The organism is Streptomyces sp. NPDC032126, assembly GCF_055580085.1.
The window spans coordinates 463,931-479,825 of record NZ_JBVIMA010000007.1 but is presented as its reverse complement, the minus strand read 5'-3'; the positions used below and the strand labels follow the sequence as shown (position 1 = coordinate 479,825).

Annotated in this window: 12 protein-coding genes; 11 read left to right on the top strand and 1 reads right to left on the bottom strand. The window is 71.1% G+C overall.

Annotation, left to right across the window (positions count from 1 at the left end; translation table 11 throughout):
- The first annotated feature begins 10 nt into the window (after positions 1–10).
- Positions 11–1,612 carry a flavin monoamine oxidase family protein gene (locus ACZ5NW_RS27375; protein WP_468746582.1) on the top strand — a complete coding sequence of 534 codons (1,602 nt, stop codon included), beginning with the start codon at positions 11–13 and terminating at the stop codon, positions 1,610–1,612.
- A gap of 36 nt (positions 1,613–1,648) precedes the next feature.
- On the opposite strand, the gene ACZ5NW_RS27370 is transcribed toward ACZ5NW_RS27375, so the two are convergent.
- Positions 1,649–3,451 (bottom strand): glycoside hydrolase family 15 protein, encoded by a 1,803-nt coding sequence (locus ACZ5NW_RS27370; RefSeq protein WP_468746581.1) that lies wholly within the window; start codon positions 3,449–3,451, stop codon positions 1,649–1,651.
- Between the two features lie 458 nt (positions 3,452–3,909).
- Here ACZ5NW_RS27370 and ACZ5NW_RS27365 point away from each other — a divergent pair, with 458 nt between their 5' ends.
- The 10 genes from ACZ5NW_RS27365 to ACZ5NW_RS27320 all read left to right on the top strand — a co-directional run bounded on the left by ACZ5NW_RS27365 (position 3,910) and on the right by ACZ5NW_RS27320 (position 15,893).
- Positions 3,910–5,559, top strand: coding sequence for a CTP synthase (locus ACZ5NW_RS27365; protein ID WP_468746580.1), 1,650 nt, complete (start codon positions 3,910–3,912; stop codon positions 5,557–5,559).
- An 84-nt stretch (positions 5,560–5,643) separates the two neighbouring features.
- Complete coding sequence (locus ACZ5NW_RS27360; RefSeq protein WP_468746579.1) at positions 5,644–6,270, top strand: NUDIX domain-containing protein; 627 nt, start codon at positions 5,644–5,646, stop codon at positions 6,268–6,270.
- Between the two features lie 257 nt (positions 6,271–6,527).
- Entirely contained in the window at positions 6,528–8,585 is a 2,058-nt protein-coding gene (locus ACZ5NW_RS27355; RefSeq protein ID WP_468746578.1) for a tetratricopeptide repeat protein, read from the top strand.
- A 135-nt stretch (positions 8,586–8,720) separates the two neighbouring features.
- Positions 8,721–9,845: an alanine dehydrogenase gene (gene ald / locus ACZ5NW_RS27350; RefSeq protein WP_468746577.1), complete on the top strand. Its 1,125-nt coding sequence runs from the start codon at positions 8,721–8,723 to the stop codon at positions 9,843–9,845.
- Between the two features lie 415 nt (positions 9,846–10,260).
- Positions 10,261–11,397 (top strand): ParA family protein, encoded by a 1,137-nt coding sequence (locus ACZ5NW_RS27345; RefSeq protein ID WP_468746576.1) that lies wholly within the window; start codon positions 10,261–10,263, stop codon positions 11,395–11,397.
- On the top strand, positions 11,382–11,978 hold the full coding sequence (locus tag ACZ5NW_RS27340) for a hypothetical protein (protein ID WP_468746575.1): 597 nt from the start codon (positions 11,382–11,384) through the stop codon (positions 11,976–11,978). The genes ACZ5NW_RS27345 and ACZ5NW_RS27340 overlap by 16 nt, the downstream gene beginning before the upstream one ends.
- 18 nt (positions 11,979–11,996) lie before the next feature.
- Positions 11,997–13,043: a segregation and condensation protein A gene (locus ACZ5NW_RS27335; protein WP_468746574.1), complete on the top strand. Its 1,047-nt coding sequence runs from the start codon at positions 11,997–11,999 to the stop codon at positions 13,041–13,043.
- Positions 13,040–13,690 (top strand): SMC-Scp complex subunit ScpB, encoded by a 651-nt coding sequence (gene scpB, locus ACZ5NW_RS27330; RefSeq protein ID WP_468746573.1) that lies wholly within the window; start codon positions 13,040–13,042, stop codon positions 13,688–13,690. The genes ACZ5NW_RS27335 and scpB overlap by 4 nt, the downstream gene beginning before the upstream one ends.
- 11 nt (positions 13,691–13,701) lie before the next feature.
- Positions 13,702–14,820: a pseudouridine synthase gene (locus ACZ5NW_RS27325; RefSeq protein ID WP_079310585.1), complete on the top strand. Its 1,119-nt coding sequence runs from the start codon at positions 13,702–13,704 to the stop codon at positions 14,818–14,820.
- A gap of 53 nt (positions 14,821–14,873) precedes the next feature.
- Complete coding sequence (locus tag ACZ5NW_RS27320) at positions 14,874–15,893, top strand: ADP-ribosylglycohydrolase family protein (RefSeq protein ID WP_468746572.1); 1,020 nt, start codon at positions 14,874–14,876, stop codon at positions 15,891–15,893.
- Positions 15,894–15,895: the final 2 nt, after the last annotated feature.

The following is a 15,895-nucleotide window of genomic DNA, read 5'->3' as shown; positions in this document are numbered from 1 at the left end:
GAGGAGCACCGTGTCCAGAACGCACTCGATGCACGTCCTGCGCGGCCTGTTCGCCGACCACGCGGCCGCCCGGCACCTCGGGATGCCGGTCGCCGAGGCCCGGAGGATCCGGCGCCGGTCGGTCCTCAAGGGAGCGGCCGCCGCGGCCGCCGCCACCACCAGCCTCGCGGCCGCGCCCCGGGCGGCGGCCGCAGGCGCGCCCCGCATCGCCGTCGTCGGCGCCGGCATCGCCGGCCTCACCGCCGCGCTCACCCTGCACGACGCCGGATACGCCTGCACGGTCTACGAGGCCGACCCGCACCGCGTCGGCGGACGCATGTACTCCCAGCGCGACCACTGGGCGTACGGCCAGACCTCCGAGATCGGCGGCGAGCTGATCGACACCAGCCACAAGAAGATGCTGGAGCTGTGCCGCCGCTTCACCCTCCCCGTCGAGGACTTCCTCGGCGGCGGCCCCAACGGGGCGGAGGAGGTGCTGTGGTTCAACGGCGCGTACTACCCGCGCGACCAGGCGGACGAGGACTTCAAGGCCGTCTACCAGGCCCTGCACAAGGACCTCCAGGACGCCGGCGAGGTCTTCTGGAACCGGACCACCGCCGCCGGCACCGCCCTGGACAACCTGTCCCTGTACGACTGGATCGACTCACGCGTCCCCGGCGGCCACGACTCCCCGCTGGGCCGCTTCCTCGACGTCGCCTACACCGTCGAGTACGGCGCCGACACCGTCGACCAGTCCTCGCTCGCCCTCGTCCTGCTGATGGGCTACCAGACCAATCCGGGCAACTTCAACGTCTGGGGACTGTCCAACGAGCGCTACCACATCGTCGGCGGCAACGACCAACTCCCGCACGCCATCGCCGACTTCCTGCCGGACGGAACCGTTCGGCAGGGCTGGTCGCTGCGAGCGGTCAAGGCCAACGGCGACGGGACGCAGACGCTCACCTTCGACGAGTCGGGCTCCACCCGCACGGTCACCGCCGACCACACCATCCTGTGCGTGCCCCTGCCGATCCTCCAGCGACTCGATCTGTCCAGGGCCGGGTTCGACCCCCGGATGACCAACCTGCTGAGGAACGCCCGCATGGGCCACTGCACCAAGCTCAACCTGCAGTTCTCCAGCCGCCCCTGGCGTGGCACCGGCCCCTGGCCCGGCATCTCGGCGGGCGAGTGCTTCACCGACACCGAGATCCAGCAGACCTGGGACACCACCAAGGTCCAGCCGGGCAGCGGCGGCATCCTCATCCAGTACGGCGGCGGCGGCCTCGCCGGGTCACTGACACCGGGCGGACCCTTCTCGTACGAGAGCGATCCCTATGTGAAGAGCCTCGCCACCCGGTATCTCCGCGGGATCGACGCCATCTTCCCCGGCACCTCGGCGGCCTGGACGGGCCGCGCCCAGCTGTCGGCGTGGCACCTCAACCCCTATGCCCTGGGCGCCTACTCGTACTGGCCGGTGGGCTATCTGCACCGGTACGCGGGCTACGAGGGGGTCGCGCAGGGCAACATCCACATCGGCGGCGAGCACTGCTCCTACGACTTCCAGGGCTTCATGGAAGGCGGCGCGACCGAGGGCGAGCGGGCCGCGCGGGAGGTGATCGACGCGCTGGGCTGAGCGGCGTGCGGGGGCGGGCCGGGCCCGCCCCCACGGTCAGCCGCCGTACGCCCCGGAGGCCGTCAGACGCAGGGCCGTGTCGATCAGCGGCACATGGCTGAAGGCCTGCGGGAAGTTGCCGACCTGCCGCTTCAGACGCGGGTCCCACTCCTCGGCGAGGAGTCCGAGGTCGTTGCGCAGGGACAGCAGCTTCTCGAACAGCTTGCGGGCCTCGTCCACGCGGCCGATCATCGCCAGGTCGTCCGCCATCCAGAACGAGCAGGCCAGGAAGGCGCCCTCGTCACCGGGCAGCCCGTCCACGCCCTCGTCGTCGCCCTGCGTCGGATAGCGCAGGATGAAGCCGTCCGGCGTGGACAGCTCCCGCTGGATCGCCTCGATGGTGCCGATCACCCGCTTGTCGTCCGGCGGCAGGAAGCCCATCTGCGGGATCAGCAGCAGCGAGGCGTCCAGCTCCTTCGAGCCGTACGACTGCGTGAAGGTGTTGCGCTCCTTGTCGTAGCCCTTCTCGCACACGTCCCGGTGGATGTCGTCGCGCAGCTCGCGCCACTGGTCCAGCGGGCCGTCCGCGTCACCGGACTCGATCAGCTTGATCGTGCGGTCCACCGCGACCCAGGCCATCACCTTGGAGTGCACGAAGTGGCGGCGCGGGCCGCGCACCTCCCAGATGCCCTCGTCCGGCTCGTCCCAGTGCCGCTCCAGATAGCGGATCAGCTTGAGCTGGAGCAGGGAGGCGTAGTCGTTGCGGGCGAGGCCCGTCATATGGCCGAGGTGCAGGGCCTCGGTGACCTCGCCGTACACGTCCAGCTGGAGCTGGTGCGCCGCGCCGTTGCCGACCCGGACCGGCGCGGAGTTCTCGTAGCCCGGCAGCCAGTCCAGCTCGGCCTCGCCCAGCTCGCGCTCGCCCGCGATGCCGTACATGATCTGCAGGTTCTCCGGGTCGCCGGCGACCGCGCGCAGCAGCCACTCGCGCCAGGCGCGGGCCTCCTCGCGGTAGCCGGTGCGCAGCAGGGAGGACAGGGTGATCGCCGCGTCGCGCAGCCAGGTGTAGCGGTAGTCCCAGTTGCGCACGCCGCCGATGTCCTCGGGCAGGGAGGTCGTCGGCGCGGCGACGATGCCGCCGGTCGGGGCGTACGTCAGGGCCTTCAGGGTGATCAGCGAGCGGATCACCGCCTCGCGGTACGGACCGTGGTACGTACAGTGCTCCACCCATTCGCGCCAGAACTCCTCGGTCGCCTCCAGCGACTGCTCCGGCTCGGGCAGCGGCGGCGGCTCCTTGTGCGAGGGCTGCCACGAGACGGTGAACGCGATCCGGTCACCCGGGGCGACCGTGAAGTCCGCGTACGTCGTCAGCGACTTTCCGTAGGTCTCGCAGTCCGTGTCGAACCACACCGAGTCGGGGCCCGCCACGGCCACCGTACGGCCCTCGTGCTTGTGCACCCACGGGACGACCCGGCCGTAGGAGAACCGCATGCGCAGGGTGGAGCGCATCGGGACGCGGCCGGAGACGCCCTCGACGATGCGGATCAGCTGCGGGGCGCCGTCACGCGGGGGCATGAAGTCCGTCACGCGGACGGTGCCGCGCGGCGTGTCCCACTCGGACTCCAGGATCAGCGAGTCGCCGCGGTAGGTGCGCCGGGCCGCGCGTGGCGGCTGCGCGTCGGAGGCGTGCGCCGGGCCGAGGCGCCAGAAGCCGTGTTCCTCCGTGCCGAGCAGACCGGCGAAGATCGCGTGCGAGTCGAAGCGGGGCAGGCACAGCCAGTCCACCGTCCCGTCACGGCAGACCAGGGCAGCGGTCTGCATGTCTCCGATGAGTGCGTAGTCCTCGATGCGCCCGGCCACGTGCAAACTCCAGTCGAACGGCCACGTCACCCCAGGTGAATGGGGCTGTCGCTAGTGCGGTCAAAGGGTCGTTGTAGTGCGTCGCTGAGCTTCCACAATCATTGCTCAACGAACTGACGAGCTCTCGTTGTTCCGGGACGGAGCGGCGGGGGTGTGCCGTATGCGCCCGCCGGGCTCGGCAGCGAGTGTCCGAGCAGGATACGACGCACGTAGATGATCTGTGTGCCGCTCGGGGCAACCCGGCTCGGCCGATCGGGTGAGCAACGGGTAAGAGCTCCCCCGCCGGTGCGCTCCGTGTGGCGGGACATGCGCGGAGTGTGGCCGGAAGCCATCGCCGTCCGGCGCTGATACCCTGGTAGCCCGTGGACCGGTGGGCCGCTCCTCCCCGGAGGGGAGTATCGACAAGGCACCCCCGAACCGCACCTCAAGATCGCGACCACGGGAGCCCCCTCTTGGCCATGCCGCCGAAATCTACGACGACCAAGCACATCTTCGTCACCGGGGGTGTCGCCTCCTCGCTCGGCAAGGGCCTGACGGCCTCCAGCCTCGGCATGCTGCTCAAGGCACGCGGCCTGCGCGTCGTGATGCAGAAGCTCGACCCGTATCTGAACGTCGACCCGGGCACGATGAACCCCTTCCAGCACGGCGAGGTGTTCGTCACCAACGACGGCGCCGAGACCGACCTGGACATCGGCCACTACGAGCGGTTCCTCGACCGTGACCTCGACGGGTCGGCCAACGTCACCACCGGCCAGGTCTACTCGACGGTGATCGCCAAGGAGCGGCGCGGCGAGTACCTGGGCGACACCGTGCAGGTCATCCCGCACATCACCAACGAGATCAAGCACCGCATCCGCCGGATGGCGACCGACGAGGTCGATGTCGTCATCACCGAGGTCGGTGGCACGGTCGGCGACATCGAGTCGCTGCCGTTCCTGGAGACGGTCCGCCAGGTCCGTCACGAGGTCGGCCGGGACAACGTCTTCGTCGTGCACATCTCGCTCCTTCCGTACATCGGCCCGTCCGGCGAGCTGAAGACCAAGCCGACCCAGCACTCCGTGGCCGCCCTGCGCAACATCGGTATCCAGCCGGACGCGATCGTGCTGCGCTGCGACCGCGAGGTCCCGACCGCGATCAAGCGGAAGATCTCGCTGATGTGCGACGTGGACGAGGACGCCGTGGTGGCCTGCCCCGACGCCCGCTCGATCTACGACATCCCGAAGACCGTGCACGGCGAGGGCCTGGACGCCTATGTCGTCCGCAAGCTGGACCTGCCCTTCCGCGACGTGGACTGGACGACCTGGGACGACCTGCTCGACCGTGTCCACAACCCCGACCACGAGATCACCCTCGCTCTCGTCGGCAAGTACATCGACCTGCCCGACGCCTATCTGTCGGTCACCGAGGCCCTGCGCGCCGGCGGTTTCGCCAACAGGGCCCGGGTGAAGATCAAGTGGGTCACCTCCGACGACTGCAAGACGCCCGCCGGCGCCAAGGCCCAGCTGGCCGACGTCGACGGCATCTGCATCCCGGGCGGCTTCGGTGACCGCGGCGTGCTCGGCAAGGTCGGCGCGATCCGCTACGCCCGCGAGAACAAGATCCCGCTGCTCGGCCTCTGCCTGGGCCTGCAGTGCATCGTGATCGAGGCGGCCCGCAACCTCGCCGACATCGGCGACGCCAACTCCACCGAGTTCGACCCCGCCACCTCCCACCCGGTCATCTCCACCATGGCCGAGCAGCTCGACATCGTCGCCGGTGAGGGCGACATGGGCGGCACCATGCGGCTCGGCATGTACCCGGCGAAGCTGGCCGAGGGCTCGATCGTGCGCGAGGTGTACGACGGCAAGGAGTACGTCGAGGAGCGGCACCGCCACCGCTACGAGGTGAACAACGCCTACCGCGCGGAGCTGGAGAAGAAGGCGGGCATCCTGTTCTCCGGCACCTCGCCGGACGGCAAGCTCGTCGAGTACGTCGAGTACCCGCGTGACGTCCACCCCTACCTGGTCGCCACGCAGGCGCACCCCGAGCTGCGCTCGCGGCCGACCCGCCCGCACCCGCTGTTCGCCGGCCTGGTGAAGGCGGCCGTCGAGCGGAAGAACTCCGACTGACACACCAGTTGTACGGTGGCCGGGGTGCATCCCTTCAAAGGGAGCACCCCGGTTTTTCTTTGCGCACGTGGGAAGGGCGACGGCATGACGATCAAGGACACCCCGGAGGAGTGGGAGATCCGGGCCACCGAGACTCCGTTCCGGGGCAACAAGACCTCCGTGCGCACGGACGAGGTGGTCATGCCCGACGGCACGGTCGTGCGGCGGGACTACCAGGTCCACCCCGGCTCGGTGGCCGTGCTCGCCCTCGACGACGAGGACCGGGTGCTGCTCATCAAGCAGTACCGGCACCCCGTGCGGCAGAAGCTGTGGGAGATCCCGGCGGGGCTGCTCGACGTGCCCGGCGAGAACCCGCTGCACGCCGCGCAGCGGGAGCTGTACGAGGAGGCGCACGTCAAGGCGGAGGACTGGCGGGTGCTGACGGACGTCTACACGACGCCGGGCGGCTGCGACGAGGCCGTGCGGGTGTTTCTGGCGCGGGGGCTGTCGGAGGCCGAGGGCGAGCGGTTCGCGGTGGAGCACGAGGAGACCGAGCTGGAGTACGCGCGGGTGCCGGTGAGCGAGCTGGTCCGGGGGGTGCTGGCGGGGGAGGTGCACAACAACTGTCTGGTGGTGGGTGTGCTGTCGCTTGTCGCCGCGCGTGGTGGGGACGGCTTGGATGCGCTGCGGCCCGCCGATGCGGAGTGGCCGGCGCGGCCGTTCGCGTCGTAGGCCGGTGTTCGGCTGCCGCGCCGTCGTGGCTTCTCGCGCCCGCGGGGCGGCAGCCGCACATCACATACAGTCCCGCGCCCCTTTCAGGCCACCTGTCGCATCGTCGGTGTGAAGATCGGTTGATCCGATCGAGGGGTCTCGGGTCCGTCCCCGCCGTGCTCCTCCCGGAACGTTGCAGAGCGTGAACTAGGCTCTGGAATCGCCCGGTCCGGAGTTCGGCGGGCACCGGTGTGTGCGGTGGGACGGGAGTGTGGCCCGTGGCGGATCAGGCGGTGGAGACAGACGGCGTCGAGCTGTCGGGACACCCGTCGGCGCAGGGCCAGTTCCTGGGCCGGACACGGGAGTTGAAGGAGCTGCGCGTCGACATCGAGCGCGCGGGTCTGGACACCCTGGCCGGAAAGAAGCCGCCCCGCGCGCGCGTGCTGCTCATCGCCGGCCGCCCCGGCAGCGGCCGCAGCGCGCTCGCCGAGGAACTCGTACGACAGGTCGCCGATCGTTACCCCGACGGGGTGCTGCGGGCGAGGCTCAGCGAGCCCGACGGCACGCCCGTGCCCGTCGAGCGCGCCGCCCGCGACCTGCTGACCGCCTTGGACGTGCCCACCCCGGCCGGCGCCGACGGGGACGACCTCTCGGCGGTGCTGCGCGAGGCCCTGGCCGGCCGGCGCGCCCTGCTCCTGCTCGACGACGCGGCCGGCGCCGAGCAGGTCGACGCGCTGCTGCCGGACAGCCCCGAGTGCCTGGTCGTCGCGGTGTCCGCGGGGCCGCTCACCGGGATCGCCGATGTGCGCCCCTGCACCCTGGGCGGCCTGGACACCAAGTCCGGCCTGGAACTGCTGACCCGCTTCACCGGCTCGGTCCGCATCACCGTCGACCCGCGGGCCGCGGAGAGCCTGGTCGAGATCTGCCAGGGCCAGCCCGCCGCGCTGCTGCTGGCCGGCGGCTGGCTGGCCGCCCGCCCCAAGGCGGCCGTCGCCGACCTCGCCAAGCAGCTGCACGCCGAGGGCGACGAGGGGACCCCGCTGAGCCGGGTGTTCCGGCTCGTGCACGCCGGGCTGCCCTCGCCCGCCGCCCGCATCCTGCGACTGCTCTGCCTCGCCCCGGGCGGCCTGGTCGACCCGCACACCGCCTCCGCGCTCGCCGGCTGCTCGGTCGGCGGTGCCCGCACCACTCTGGACGACCTGGCCGCCCACGGCCTGCTGCGGGCGGTGGAGTCGCCGCTGCCGCGCTACGAGGTGCCCGCCTGTCTGCACCCCCTGCTGCGGGCCGCCGCCGAGTCCCTGGACCGGCCGGCCGAGCTCCAGCTGGCCCGCGCCCGCATGCTGGAGCGCACGGTCCGGCTGCTGCAGTCCTGCCGGGCGATCACCGAGACCGACAATCCGCAGGCCAGGGAGAAGCTCCAGGGCCTGCCGCGCGCCCTGCGCTTCCCGAGCCCGCAGGCGGCCGCCGAATGGCTGCGGATCCAGCGGCCCGCGCTGCTGGCCGCCGCCCGTCTCGCGGTCGCCGACGGGGAGCTGGACACCCTGGCCCGGCGGCTGATGTCCCAGCTGGTGCGGGCGATGGTCGCGCACTTCGGCACCCAGGCGGCCGCGCCCGACCTGTACGGCATCCACCGGCTGGTCCTCGACGTGGCCGAGCGCCGCGACCTGCCCCGGGAGAAGGCGGCCGCGCTGCTGAACCTGGCCGACGTGGACGCCCGTACCGGCCGCACCGAGGAGGCCCTGGCGCGGTACCGGGCCGCGCTGGACGCCGGTCGCGAGGCGAACGACCCGTATGCGACCGGCCGCGCGATGGAATCCGTAGGCGGCGCGCATCTGGAGCTCGGGGACTACGACCGGGCGGCCGACTGGTTCGGCCGGGCCCTCGCCCAGCGCCTGGCCCGGGACGAGCGCGCGGACGCCGCCCGGCTGTACGGCCGTATCGCCACCGCGCACACCTACGCGGGCCGCTACGGCGAGGCGACGCGGTCCTGGCGGGCCGCGCTCGCCGGGCACCGCAAGGCGGGCGATGTCGCCGCCGCCGCACGGGCGTTGAGCGAGCTGGCCCGGGTGCAGGAGTACGCCGGGCGCCCCGAGGAGTGCCTGCGCACCTGCCAGGAGGCGGTGGAGTGGGCGCGCCGGGCGCAGGACGAGCGCCTGCAGGCCGCGCTGCAGCTGCGGCTGGCCGACACGCTGGAGCGCCTCGGCGACCCGGCGGCCGCCCGTCTGCACCGCGACGCGGCGGAGCGCATGCTGGGGGAAGAGCTTCTGGAACGTGATCCAGAGGTGAAACCTGGTGCTGACGCCTGCGAAATCCGCAGTACACCCGCTGAAGATTGATGCAATGAAAGGCTAGACAGCGGGAACGCCTTCATTAAACTGGCTCTGCCGCACGTTCTCCGGCGGTGCATCCTGGTGCGTCCTCTATCGCCGGGTATGTCTTGTTATGCCCCCACACCCTCTGAGCCAAGGACCGTGATCGACGTGAAGGTCGGCATCCCCCGCGAGGTCAAGAACAACGAGTTCCGGGTGGCCATCACCCCCGCCGGTGTGCACGAGCTGGTGCGCAACGGCCACCAGGTCGTCATCGAGCAGGGCGCCGGCCTCGGCTCGTCGATCCCGGACAGCGAGTACGTCTCCGCCGGCGCCGAGATCCTGGCGACGGCCGACGAGGTGTGGGCCACCGCCGATCTGCTGCTGAAGGTCAAGGAGCCCATCGCCGAGGAGTACCACCGCCTCCGCAAGGACCAGACCCTCTTCACCTACCTGCACCTGGCCGCCTCCAAGGAGTGCACGGACGCCCTGCTGGAGTCCGGCACCACCGCCATCGCCTACGAGACGGTCGAGCTGCCCAGCCGCGCCCTGCCGCTGCTCGCCCCGATGTCCGAGGTCGCGGGCCGGCTCGCCCCGCAGGTCGGCGCCTACCACCTGATGCGCTCCACCGGCGGCCGCGGTGTGCTGCCCGGCGGTGTCCCGGGTGTCGTCCCGGCCAAGGCCGTCGTCATCGGCGGTGGCGTCTCCGGCTGGAACGCCGCCCAGATCGCCATCGGCATGGGCTTCGACGTGACCCTGCTGGACCGCGACATCAACAAGCTGCGCGAGGCCGACAAGATCTTCGGTACGAAGATCAAGGCCGTCATGTCCAACGCCTTCGAGCTGGAGAAGGCCGTCCTCGACGCCGACCTCGTCATCGGCGCGGTCCTCATCCCGGGCGCCAAGGCCCCGAAGCTGGTCACCAACGAGCTGGTGTCCCGGATGAAGCCCGGAAGTGTCCTTGTCGACATCGCGATCGACCAGGGCGGCTGCTTCGAGGACTCCCGTCCGACCACGCACGCCGAGCCGACCTTCACGGTCCACGGCTCGGTCTTCTACTGCGTCGCCAACATGCCCGGCGCGGTCCCCAACACCTCCACCTACGCGCTCACCAACGCGACGCTGCCGTACATCGTCTCGCTCGCCAACAACGGCTGGGTGGAGGCGCTGCGCCGCGATCCCGCGCTCGCCAAGGGCCTCAACACCCATGACGGCAAGGTCGTTTACAAGGAGGTCGCCGAGGCGCACGGCCTGGAGCACGTGGAGCTCGGCGCGCTGCTCGGCTGACACCCCCGGTGACCGGTCGGGATCAAGTCATCCCCAGGTAAAAGGCGATTCGTCAACACAGGTCGTCAACCCCGCACATCCGGCCGGACCTTGCCCCACAAGGTCCGGCCGGATGTGTGTATGGTCACTTTGCGGCTCTCGGTCAACTCGCCTCGAACGTAACCCTTCGACCGATTCGCACACCGGTGAAACCTGCTGTGCGACGGCCGTACGCCCTTGACAGCGGGATGTTTCATTGCCGACACATCGGGCCGGGTCCGGCGGATTGTGTTGCTGCGGACGCCCGACACGCCATAGAGTCGCCAACCGTCGGCATGGTGCCACGCTGACCTTGTCTAGAAGTTTCCTGGTCACCAAGGAGGTAAGACGACTTGTGAATGAGTCGACATTTTCTCCCGGGGGTGGTCAACCAGGAATGCCTACGCGGGGCCCGGGCCCCACGGGGCTCGAGGCTGTCGGCTCCGTCGCTGTCCGAACCTTCGCAGCCCACCAGAGCCAGACCAGCCCCCGCACGGCTCTGTCAGCACACCAGAGCATGGACGGTCATCACGTGAACGCCATGGCCGGCGACGGAAGTGGCGCGCCCCACAACCACTTCGCCGACTACGACGAACTGCCCGACGGGCACTTCTACGATCCCGACGCCGAGTACGAGCCGGACCCCGAGTACGCGGCCACCCTCGCGCCCGACGCGGCCCGCCAGCGCCGCGAGCGCATCGGCCCGACCGGACGCCCGCTGCCGTACTTCCCGATCCCGGGCCCGCTCACCGATCACGGCCCCGCGACGATCATCGCGATGTGCAACCAGAAGGGCGGCGTCGGCAAGACGACGTCGACCATCAACCTGGGTGCCGCGCTCGCCGAGTACGGCCGCCGCGTGCTGCTCGTGGACTTCGACCCGCAGGGCGCGCTGTCGGTCGGCCTCGGTGTCAATCCGATGGAGCTCGACCTCACCGTCTACAACCTGCTCATGGAGCGGGGCATGTCGGCCGACGAGGTCCTCCTGAAGACCGCGGTCCCCAACATGGACCTGCTGCCCAGCAACATCGACCTGTCGGCCGCCGAGGTCCAGCTGGTCTCCGAGGTCGCGCGCGAGTCGACCCTCCAGCGGGCGCTGAAGCCGCTGATGGACGACTACGACTACATCGTCATCGACTGCCAGCCCTCGCTCGGCCTGCTCACCGTCAACGCCCTCACGGCCGCGCACAAGGTGATCGTGCCGCTGGAGTGCGAGTTCTTCGCCCTGCGCGGTGTCGCGCTGCTGACGGAGACCATCGAGAAGGTCCAGGAGCGGCTCAACCCGGAGCTGGAGCTCGACGGCATCCTCGCCACCATGTACGACTCGCGTACGGTGCACAGCCGCGAGGTGCTCGCGCGCGTGGTCGAGGCGTTCGACGACCACGTCTACCACACGGTCATCGGCCGCACGGTCCGCTTCCCGGAGACCACGGTCGCCGGTGAACCGATCACCACCTACGCCTCCAACTCCGTCGGTGCCGCCGCCTACCGCCAGCTCGCCAGGGAGGTGCTCGCCCGGTGTCACGCCGAGTGAGTCTGCCGGGGGCCGACGAACTCTTCCGTACGACAGGGGGAATGGCGCTTCAGCCGTCCTCGCCCCGGCGCCCCGCGGGCGGCGAGGCCCGGGTGCCCGCTCCGGCGGGCGAGAGCGACGCGACGGCGAACGGGGCCGCTACGCCGCTCCCCGCCGAGGACGCGCCGGCGTCGGTGCCCGCCCAGGGCGGCGACGGCGAGGGCGCGGAGCATGTCGCCGCCGGCGCCGAGCAGACCGACGGCGGTGAGTCCCGCAGCCGGGGCGCCGCCGCGGAGCGCTCCGGGCGGCGCACGGAGCCGCAGGAAGGTTCTGCCGCGTCCGACGGCGCCCAGCCCCGCAAGCGGGGACGTGCGGCCAATCGCCGGCCCAGCGGGCGGGAGCGTCACGACGAGAAGATCACCGTGTACGTGTCCGCCGAGGAACTCATGGACCTGGAGCACGCGCGTCTCGTGCTGCGCGGGGAGCACGGGCTGGCCGTCGACCGCGGGCGGATCGTCCGGGAGGCCGTCGCCGTGGTCCTGGCCGACCTGGAGAGCCGTGGCGACGCCAGCATCCTCGTACGACGGCTGCGGGGGCGGTAGGGGTAGCCTGCCAGGGCTATGACCTCGAACGACCTTCCCGCAGCCGCGCCCGGTGCCTCCGGTGGCCGCCGACGTGCGCTGGGGCGGGGGCCCGGGACGGCGATCCCCGAGGTCGAGGAACCGGTTCTTCAGCCGGAGCCGGAGGCCGAGGTCGTCGTCCCCGGGGCGGACGCCCCTGTCGCCGAGCGCGAGGAAGGCCCCGACGGGGTCTTCACGGTCCGGCTGGCCAACTTCGAGGGGCCCTTCGACCTGCTGCTCCAGCTGATCTCCAAGCACAAGCTGGACGTCACCGAGATCGCCCTGTCCAAGGTCACCGACGAGTTCATGGCGCACATCCGGGCCATGGGACCGGACTGGGACCTCGACCGCACGACCGAGTTCCTGGTCGTCGCCGCCACGCTGCTCGACCTCAAGGCGGCCCGGCTGCTGCCCACCGCAGAGGTCGAGGACGAGGCCGACCTCGCCCTGCTCGAAGCCCGCGACCTGCTCTTCGCGCGCCTGTTGCAGTACCGCGCGTACAAGCAGATCGCCGACATCTTCACCGCACGCCTCGACGACGAGGCCCGCCGCTACCCCCGCACCGTCGGCCTCGAACCGCACCTGGCCGAACTGCTGCCCGAGGTCGTCATCAGCATCGGCGCGGAGGGCTTCGCCAAGCTCGCGGTCAAGGCGATGCAGCCCCGGCCCAAGCCGCAGGTGTACGTCGACCACATCCACGCCCCGCTGGTCAGCGTGCAGGAACAGGCCGGGATCGTGGTCGCACGGCTCAGGGAACTCGGCGAGGCCAGCTTCCGCGCCCTCGTCGAGGACACCGACGACACCCTCACCGTCGTAGCGCGGTTCCTGGCGCTGCTGGAGCTGTACCGGGAGAAGGCCGTGGCCCTCGACCAGGAGACCGCCCTCGGGGAGCTGCTGGTGCGCTGGACGGGCGGGGACGGGGAGGCCACCCCGAGGGTGACCGACGAGTTCGACCGGCCGCCCGAGGTGCCCGAGGCGGGCGGGGCGTCCGGGGCGTCCGGGGCGGCCGGGCCGTCCGGGCCGTCCGGGAAGGAGAAGAAGGCGTGAGCGAGCAGATCGGCGAGGTCCCGGCCGGGTCGCGGTCCGTCGCGGACCTCGATCTCAAGCCGGCCCTGGAGGCCGTCCTCATGGTCGTGGACGAGCCCGCGACCGAGGAACACCTGGCGAAGATCCTCGACCGGCCCAGGCGCCGGATCGCGGACGCGCTGCGCGAGCTGGCCGACGAGTACACCGTGCAGGGCCGCGGCTTCGAACTGCGCTACGTCGCGGGCGGCTGGCGTTTCTACACGCGCGCGGAGTACGCGGCGGCCGTCGAGCGGCTGGTCCTGGACGGTCAGACGGCCCGCCTCACCCAGGCCGCCCTGGAGACCCTCGCGGTCGTCGCCTACCGCCAGCCGGTCAGCCGCAGCCGGGTCTCCGCGGTGCGCGGAGTCAACTGCGACGGTGTGATGCGCACCCTCCTCCAGCGCGGTCTGGTCGAGGAGGCGGGCACGGAACCCGAAACAGGTGCGATCCTGTACGTGACGACGAACTACTTCCTGGAGCGGATGGGCCTGCGCGGTCTGGACGAGCTCCCGGAGCTCGCGCCCTTCCTCCCGGAGGCGGAGGCGATCGAGGCCGAGACACTGGAAGGGGTTCCGTCGTTCGATCCGGACGCTCCTGACGCGCCGGACGGCCAGGACGCAGACGACTAGACGGAAATTTGATGCGAAGCAGCAGCGGCAGGAACAGCAGCGGAAACAACGGCGGGAGCCGTGGTGGCAACAGCGGCGGCCGCGGCGGGAGCAGCGGCGGCCGCGGGAATTACCGCGGTGCCGGTAACTCCCGTGACGACAAGCAGGGCGGCCGGCCGAAGAAGCCGCGCCCCGAGGAGCGCCAGTACGACGTGGGTCCCGGCGCCTCTCCGCAGGGTCCGAAGTCCGGGCGCGGCGCCTCGGCGCGCGGCGGCGCGAAGGGCGGGCCTAAGCAGGGTGGCACCGGGCGCGGCCGTTGGGTGCCGGCGACCTCCCGCGAGTACGAGGCGCGGGCCGAGGAGCGCAACCGGGAGCGGTACGCGGGCAAGAAGGACGTCAAGCTGCCCAAGACCTTCCCCGGCGCCGAGCAGGAGGGCGAGCGGCTGCAGAAGGTCCTCGCGCGCGCGGGCTACGGCTCCCGGCGCGCCTGCGAGGAGCTCATCGAGCAGGCCCGCGTCGAGGTCAACGGCGAGATCGTCCTGGAGCAGGGCAAGCGCGTCGACCCGGAGAAGGACGAGGTCAAGGTCGACGGTCTGACCGTCGCGACCCAGTCGTACCAGTTCTTCTCGCTGAACAAGCCCGCCGGTGTCGTCTCCACCATGGAGGACACCGAGGGCCGCCAGTGCCTCGGCGACTACGTCACCAACCGGGAGACGCGGCTCTTCCACGTCGGCCGGCTGGACACCGAGACCGAGGGCGTCATCCTGCTCACCAACCACGGCGAGCTGGCCCACCGGCTGACCCACCCCAAGTACGGCGTGAAGAAGGTCTACCTCGCGCACATCGTCGGCCCGATCCCGCGCGACCTGGGCAAGCGCCTGAAGGACGGCATCCAGCTGGAGGACGGGTACGCGAAGGCGGACCACTTCCGGGTCGTCGAGCAGACCGGCAAGAACTACCTCGTCGAGGTCACCCTGCACGAGGGCCGCAAGCACATCGTGCGCCGGATGCTGGCCGAGGCCGGCTTCCCGGTCGACAAGCTGGTGCGCGTGGCCTTCGGCCCGATCACCCTGGGCGACCAGAAGTCGGGCTGGCTGCGCCGGCTGTCCAACACCGAGGTCGGCATGCTGATGAAGGAAGTCGACCTCTAAACGCCTTGCCGTGATCACCCATCCCTTTTATTGTCAGGGTGACGATAAAAGGGATGGTGAATCGCGTGTCCAAAAGTGCCGCAACGGGATCTCTCCTCGGGCTCGCCCTCGGGGACGCGCTCGGGTTTCCGACCGAGTTCAAGACGGTGCCGTCGATCCTCACGACGTTCGGGCCCTGGCGGGAGATGGAGCTGCCGGAGCGCGCCCGCGTCTCCGACGACACGCAGATGACCCTCGCCGTCGCCCGTGGCCTGCGCACGGCCATGGACCGGGGCGTGCTCGCGCCGAAGCGGCTGGAGCGGCCGCTTCGGGAGGAGTTCGTCGACTGGTACCAGTCGCCGGAGAACAACCGCGCGCCCGGCAACACCTGCATGACCGCCTGTTACCTGCTGAAGACCGAGGGGCGGGCCTGGCAGGACGCCAGCCAGATCGACTCCAAGGGCTGCGGCGCCAACATGCGCGTGGCCCCCGTCGGCCTGGCGCCGGGGCTGAGCGAGGAACAGCGCGCCGGGGCGGCCCAGTTGCAGTCCGGTCTCACCCACGGGCACCCCACCGGGCTCGCCGCCTCCGACCTCACCGCGCACGCCGTACACCTGCTCGCCCAGGGAGCCGACCCGGCCGCGCTCATCGGGCTGCTGCGCTCGTACGCCCTCGCCAACCGCACCCGCTACCACCACGCCTGGCTCGGCGACCTGTGGACCCGGAGCCAGGACCCCGACCCCGAGCACTTCATCGCCCGGGGCTGGGACGAGTGCCTGGGCGTCCTGGACCGGCTGGAGGAGGCCCTGCGGGTCCCCTCGCCGGAGAGCGACCCCTGCCTGGCCACCGGGGAGGGCTGGATCGCCGAGGAGGCCATGGCGACCGGGCTGCTGTGCTTCCTGCTCTTCCCCGACGAGCCGGTCACCGCGCTGCGCCGCGCCGCCTGCACCTCCGGCGACTCCGACTCCATCGCCTGTCTCACGGGTGCCTTCGCGGGCGCGTACGCCGGTGCCGCCGCCTGGCCCACCGCGTGGGCGGACCGTATCGAGTACGGCAGCGAGCTGGTGACCCTCGGGGCGCTCTGGGACGCCTGACC